8 protein-coding genes, 1 tRNA gene and 1 pseudogene are annotated in these 5,566 nt (G+C 67.7%); 4 read left to right on the forward strand and 6 right to left on the reverse strand.

Translation table 11 applies throughout. The features are described 5' to 3' along the window. The 4 genes and pseudogenes from AB0M20_RS24400 to AB0M20_RS24415 form a co-directional block, all read left to right on the forward strand. On the forward strand, window positions 1–753 hold a 753-nt coding region (locus AB0M20_RS24400; protein WP_364301816.1), incomplete at its 5' end, for a tripartite tricarboxylate transporter substrate-binding protein. Window positions 754–792: 39 nt separating this feature from the next. Further along, entirely contained in the window at window positions 793–1,185 is a 393-nt protein-coding gene (locus AB0M20_RS24405; protein WP_364301818.1) for a hypothetical protein, read from the forward strand. Further along, on the forward strand, window positions 1,175–2,455 hold the full coding sequence (locus AB0M20_RS24410) for a CHAT domain-containing protein (RefSeq protein WP_364301820.1): 1,281 nt from the start codon (window positions 1,175–1,177) through the stop codon (window positions 2,453–2,455). The genes AB0M20_RS24405 and AB0M20_RS24410 overlap by 11 nt, the downstream gene beginning before the upstream one ends. Window positions 2,456–2,476: 21 nt before the next feature. Then, window positions 2,477–3,090 (forward strand): annotated as a pseudogene (locus AB0M20_RS24415) (DUF1345 domain-containing protein). A gap of 1 nt (window position 3,091) precedes the next feature. On the opposite strand, the gene AB0M20_RS24420 reads toward AB0M20_RS24415, so the two are convergent. From AB0M20_RS24420 to AB0M20_RS24445, 6 genes are all read right to left on the reverse strand, one after another. Then, on the reverse strand, window positions 3,092–3,574 hold the full coding sequence (locus AB0M20_RS24420) for a GNAT family N-acetyltransferase (RefSeq protein ID WP_364301822.1): 483 nt from the start codon (window positions 3,572–3,574) through the stop codon (window positions 3,092–3,094). Between the two features lie 24 nt (window positions 3,575–3,598). After that, window positions 3,599–4,201 carry a dihydrofolate reductase family protein gene (locus tag AB0M20_RS24425; RefSeq protein ID WP_364301824.1) on the reverse strand — a complete coding sequence of 201 codons (603 nt, stop codon included), beginning with the start codon at window positions 4,199–4,201 and terminating at the stop codon, window positions 3,599–3,601. Further along, a complete protein-coding gene (locus AB0M20_RS24430; RefSeq protein ID WP_364301826.1) occupies window positions 4,198–4,680 on the reverse strand; it encodes an SRPBCC domain-containing protein in 483 nt (160 codons plus the stop codon). The genes AB0M20_RS24425 and AB0M20_RS24430 overlap by 4 nt, the downstream gene beginning before the upstream one ends. Window positions 4,681–4,684: 4 nt before the next feature. Further along, complete coding sequence (locus AB0M20_RS24435) at window positions 4,685–5,002, reverse strand: helix-turn-helix domain-containing protein (protein ID WP_364301828.1); 318 nt, start codon at window positions 5,000–5,002, stop codon at window positions 4,685–4,687. Next, window positions 4,989–5,270 (reverse strand): hypothetical protein, encoded by a 282-nt coding sequence (locus AB0M20_RS24440; protein WP_364301831.1) that lies wholly within the window; start codon window positions 5,268–5,270, stop codon window positions 4,989–4,991. The genes AB0M20_RS24435 and AB0M20_RS24440 overlap by 14 nt, the downstream gene beginning before the upstream one ends. Window positions 5,271–5,396: 126 nt before the next feature. Then, window positions 5,397–5,472: transfer RNA gene (locus AB0M20_RS24445), tRNA-Arg, on the reverse strand. Between the last annotated feature and the right edge of the window lie 94 nt (window positions 5,473–5,566).

The following is a 5,566-nucleotide window of genomic DNA, read 5'->3' on the forward strand; positions in this document are numbered from 1 at the left end:
GCGGGCGGGTTGGTCGGGCTGCGCCGGCTGGTCTACGAGCGCGGCAACGGCCGGCTGCTGATGTTGATGGGGCTCGGGCTGGTCGGCGCCACCGTCGGCGCCGCGGTGGGGCTGCAGGACGTCACGCCGATCGCGCGGCTGGTGCAGGAGCCGTCGGTGCTGGTGGTCCGGCGGGATTCGCCGTACGGGTCGCTGGACCAACTCATCGAGGGGTGGCGGGCCGACCCGGCCGGGGTGAAGGTCGGCGGCGGCTCGTCGGTGGGCGGCCCCGACCACTTGGCCACGATGCTGGTCGCGGCCGCGGTGGGTCTGTCGCCGTCGCGGGTGGCGTATCAGCGGCACGACGGCGGCGGCGACCTGCTGGCGGCGATCCTGGGGCGCGAGGTGGGTTTCGCGATGTCGGGGCTCAGCGAGTACGCCGATCAGATCGCGTCGGGGCAGCTGCGGGCGCTGGCGGTGACTTCGGAGAGTCCGATGCCGCAGGTGCCGGCCCCGACCGTACGCGACGCCGGTTTCGACGTGGTCTTCAACAACTGGCGCGGCCTCGTGGCGCCGCCGGGCTTGTCCCCTGCCACCGTGTCGGCGATGCACTCGTTCGTGTCATCGCTCGCCTCCTCACCGGCATGGGCGAGCGCGCGGGCGCGATTCGGCTGGACCGACGCCTACCTGTCGGGCGAGCCGTTCGCGGCCTTCCTCGCCGCGGAGGGCGAACGAGTCTCCGGCGTGCTCCAACGTCTGGGATTGAGAACGTAGAGATATTTACGCTAGGCAATCGAATGATAACCTTCCGTTATGTCGGAGCGGGTGTACGTCGACGTGCCGAGGGAGTTCCTGTCGCTGGTCGACGAGCTGGACCTGACCCTCGCCGGGCCGACCCGCGGTGCGCTGACCGACATCGCGGCCTCCATCGGCGTGGCCGGGGGCGCGCTCGGCGCCACCGCGGACGTCGTCACCGTGCTGATAGGACGCTCGGAGGTCGCTCGACTGGCGCGGCGCTTGTGGTCGCGCACGCCCAAGAGCGGTGAACAGCGCAAGATCGTGCTCGAGGTGCGGCAGGGCTCCGACCGGCTCGACGTCTCCTTCCAGGTGAGCGGGCCGGGTACCGAGCAGGCACAGGAGGTCTTCGTACGCGGCTTCGCCGCCGCCTTCTCGGCGATGCTGGAGAAACACGACGATGATCGATAGCTATCGCGGTCTCGCGGAGAAGATCAAGACGCGCGACCGGCTGAAGCTGCGGGTGGAGGAGAACAGAACCCTCGCCAACCAGCGGATCCGGAAGCTGAACGAGACCATCAGAGCGCTCGGCACCGTCACGATCAACGCCTCTCAGCGCGGCATCGTCGATCGGCTCGAAATCGCCGCGGCCGAAGAGTCCGCCCGAACTGACGCCCTGCACCGTCAGTTGCAAGCCATGGAGGCCGACATCATCGAAGGGATGCAACACCTCCTCGCCGCGGCACTGCAGCGGGAAGAGAATGCGCGCCAACAGCTGGCGGCGATCCGCGCCGGCCTGGACGATCTGGGCAGACGCCTGCAGTCGACGAACGACACCCTCGTGAGCCACGGCGGGCGGCTGGACGACCTCGGGAGACGGCTCCAGACGACGAACGACACGGTCAAGAGCTACGGCGGGCGGCTCGACGGTCTCGACGGCCGGCTCAACGGTGTCGGGGACACCGTCAACTACCTGATTCGCGTGGTCAATCCGCTGCGCAAGGTCATGGCGGAGAACACCGCGGCGGTGCAGAACATCCGCGCGTCGAATGCGTCCGCGGCCCGCGTTCTGCCCGCTCGAGTGATCGAGGCCGGCGGGGCGGACGAGCTGCCGCCGGCCGAGGAGGCCGCCACCCTGCCGGACAAGCTCATCGCGGTCATGTTCGCCTCGAATCCCAAAGACGAGAAGCCGGTGCCCCTCGACGTCGAGATGAACGAGATCCAGAACCAGCTGGCCGCCAGCCAGCTCGGGCACCTGGTTCAGTTCGAGATCTGCCCGGCCACCCGGGTCACGGATCTCTTCGACCGCCTCAATCGCTTCTCACCGCGGCTCGTGCACTTCAGCGGTCACGGAACACAGGACGGCATCGTCCTGTCCACACCGAAGAACCTTCCGAATCCGGTCGCCCCGCGCGACCTGATCGGCGTCATCCGCGCGACGCTGGAGGTGCCGCCGGTCATCCTCTTCAATATCTGCGATTCCGCCGACTTCGCGCGGCAGGCCGCCGAGCACGCCGAGGTGGCGATCGGCATGGCCGGCAAGATCGCGGACACCGCCGCACGCACCTTCACGGTCCGGTTCTACGGCGGAATCGCCTCCGGCAAATCCGTGCAGGCGTCCTTCGCCCAGGCCGTCGAGGCGCTGCGCGCCGGCGGATTCCCCGACGCCGGCTACCCGCAGTTGTACTTCCGCCCGGATGTCGACCCGGCGCGTATCTGGCTGGTGCGCCCGTCGAAGTGATCACCGTAGGACACTCGGTGGATGAGAAACGACCGCCGACTCTTCTCGGCCCGGCGCACCCTGATCGCGCTCGCCGCCGGGATCGCGTCCGGTGTGGTTGCCGCCGTCCTCGGTGCTTCGTGGGCGCCGACGCTGGGCTGGACCATCGGGTCGGGTGTGCTGCTCGGCCGGGTGTGGCGGCTGAGCTGGCCGCTGGGCCCGGCCGACACGAAAGGGCTGGCCGAGGCGGAGGGCAGCGCGATCTCCATGGACGGCTATCTGCTGCTGGCGGCGGTCGCGAGCCTGGCGGTGGTCGGCTGGGTCGTGGCGACCGGCGCGACGGGAGCCGTCGAGGTTTTGCTGGCGGTCGCCTCGGTGATCCTGTCGTGGGCGCTGGTGAACACTACGCCTTCAAGTACGCGCGGCTGTACTACGTCGACGAGGACGGCGGCATCGACTTCAACCAGCAGGCTCCGCCGTCGTACAGCGACTTCGCGTACATGGCCTTCACAATCGGCGCGTCGTTCGCGGTCTCGGACAACAACGTCCGGAGCACGGCGGTCCGCAAGGCCGTCCTGGGTCACGCCCTTCTCTCGTACGCCTTCGGCACGATCATCATCGCGGTGGCCATCAACCTGGTGACGAACCTCAAATAACTCACAGCGCCTTGTAGTACCGGACCAGGGGCAACGCCGTGAAGCCGGCCGCCTCGTAGGCGCGGCGGGCCGGCTCGTGGCCGGGGTCGCCGCCCGTCACGACACCCGCGATCCGAGCGCCGGACGCCCGCATCCGCTCCTCGGAGTAGTCCATCAACGCCGTGCCGATGCCCTCCCGTTGACGGGTGGGGTCGACCGCGATCATCTCGATGTCGGCGCTGCTCCCGTCGGCGCTGAAGATGATCGTCACGAAGCCGACCGGCTCGCCGTCGTCGACCGCGACCCACGTAGTGCCGGCGTGGTCGCGGCAGCTCCGGGCGACGTCGCGAGCCTGCGAATCGAGCCAGTCCGGGTAGACGCGCCGATAGATCTCCGCGCCGAGCACCTTCTCGAAGGACTCGAAGACGGGCGCCCACGCCCGCACCGAGAACTCGGCGATCTTGTCGACGTCGGCATTGTCCAGCGCCCTGATCGTGACTGCCACGAGGTTGAGCCTAGGCGGACACCACTAGAAAGATCCGGTTCGCAGCTCTCCGTCCGGCGCGTAATTCGCGATCAATGCGCCCTTGGGCGTGACCTCGCCTTTCAAGAGCTTCAACCCGGAGGGTACGGCTCCGTCAGCGAACAACCGCCTCCCCGACCCGACGAGCACCGGGAAGATGAACAGCTGGTACTCGTCGACGAGGTTGTGACGCATCAGCGTCTGCACCAGATTCGCGCTGCCGTGCACCTGCAGCTCGGGCCCGTCCTGCGCCTTGAGCGCCGCGATTCCCTCGGGCACATCACCCTCGATCAGATGCGAATGCTGCCATTCCAACGTCGGCTTGCCGCGCGAGGCGACATGTTTGGTCGCGTCGTTGAGCGGCTTGCCGCCGGCCTCCTCGGGCGCGTTGGGCCAGAATCCGGCGAAGATGTCGTAGGTCTTGCGGCCCAGAACGAGATCGAACGGCCGGCTCATGGTCTCGTCCATGCGCTGCGAAATGGCGTCGTCCCAGTGCGGGAACGCCCACCCGCCGTACGCGAACTCCCCGCTCTTGTCCTCGTCGGGCGCGCCGGGCGCCTGGTGCACACCGTCCAGCGTCAGGAATGCGGTAACCAAAAGCTTTCTCATCGCAGCACCTCGTCAATCTGGCCCAAGGCCATCGTCATACCTTCGACCATGCCCAGAGCCGCCATCTGCTCCAGCGACTCCAGAGAGGCGAAGGTCGAGACGGATGTCATCCGGGTACGGTCACCGACCGCCTCGAGGGTCACGACCGCATGCGTCGGCGGAATGGCGTTTGAGGGTTCCCCGTTCCGGTCGGCGAACCCGTCGTCGAACTCCAGCCGGTGCGGCGCCTCAATGGCGGTGAACGTCCACCAGCCGGGCGCCTTGGTGCCGTCCGGCCCGGTCATGTGATAGCGGCAGATGCCACCGACCACGAACTCGTGCTTGGTGAAGGTGGCCGGCCAGCCCGGCGGACCCCACCACCGCTCGAGTTGGCGAGGGTCCTCCCACACCTGCCAGACCCGCTCGACGCCGGCATCGAACTCGGCGACAAAGGTCAGCGTCAGCGCGTCGGCGTCCTTTTGTGCATCGATCACGGGCATGTCGTCACTCCTCGGCCAGGATTCGTTCGATGGCGGCGGCGCGGTGCCGCCAGAGCTCTTCGTAGGCGTCGAGCAGGCGGGCGGCTTTGCGTACGCCGGCCAGCTCGCCGTGCACGACCTGCTCGCGCCCGCGGCGCACTTTGGTGACGAGCGCGGCGCGCTCGAGAACCGCAACATGCTTCTGCACGGCGGCGAAGCTCATCGGATAGTGCCGGGCAAGCGCCGAGACGGACTCCTCGGCATCGATCACCCGCCGGACGATGTCGCGCCGGGTGCCATCCGCGAGGGCGTGAAACACCAGGTCGAGCTCACCTACAACCATGTGGTTGTACGTTAGCGGCGCCGCCCCGCTTCCGCAACCGATCAGATCGAAGATCCTTCTTCTTGCTCTCGAACTTGGGCTCGAACGCCACCACAATGCCGTCCTCGTCGACCTTGATGGTGATGGTGCCGACCAGGCTCAGATAGCCGGTGCCATCGATGTGGCCCTGGATGTTGCCGATCTCCCGGATGACGGTGAACTCGGTGCGCTTGGGCGCCTCGAAGCTGAGGAAGATCTGGTAGATCTCGAACTTCGCCGCCGGCGCCAACTTCAGGCCTTGCGGATCTTGACGGCACAGGTCCCGTCGGCGCAGGCTTTGAGGTTCTCGCCGTCCGCGGGAGCGGGCGAGGCCGATGTCCGGGACGGGCCAAGCAGAGCTGGAGGCCCTATCCGATGGTGCCCCCGGTAGGAATCGAACCTACGACACACGGTTTAGGAAACCGTTGCTCTATCCCCTGAGCTACGAGGGCGTGCCCCCACACTTTACCTACCAGCTCAAATGCAAAGCTCCCGGGCGTCCCCATCCCCTCCGGGAGCACTCCTGACCTTGAACGTCCCGCTCCG

The sequence above is a fragment of the Actinoplanes sp. NPDC051633 genome, from assembly GCF_040681735.1.
Lineage (GTDB): Bacteria > Actinomycetota > Actinomycetes > Mycobacteriales > Micromonosporaceae > Actinoplanes.